Consider the following 245-nt stretch of genomic DNA (forward strand, 5'->3'; position numbering starts at 1 on the left):
GGATGCCTTTCTCGAAGCCTTTGCGGAAGGCTTACCGGAAGCCTTACCCGAAACCTTTGCATCGCTGTGAGCCTTGCCCGGCAAGGGTTCGAGCGTTTCGCCGTCGTCGTTTTCGACGTCGTCTGCTGCGTCTTCGCCGCTTTTTTGGGCACTCCTCGCGCGCGCGGGGACCGCCGACGAAGTCGGCGGAACGGTTTTGACTTTGGGGTTCTGTTTACTGCTCTCTGTTCTCTGATTACCGAAAG

At 58.4% G+C, this 245-nt stretch carries 1 protein-coding gene; it reads right to left on the minus strand.

The window, feature by feature from the left end:
• On the minus strand, positions 1-245 hold a 245-nt coding region (locus tag SB725_RS33215; protein WP_410923699.1), incomplete at both ends, for a hypothetical protein.

This window comes from Pseudomonas sp. SIMBA_041 (assembly GCF_046535095.1).
Classification (GTDB): domain Bacteria; phylum Pseudomonadota; class Gammaproteobacteria; order Pseudomonadales; family Pseudomonadaceae; genus Aquipseudomonas; species Aquipseudomonas mucoides.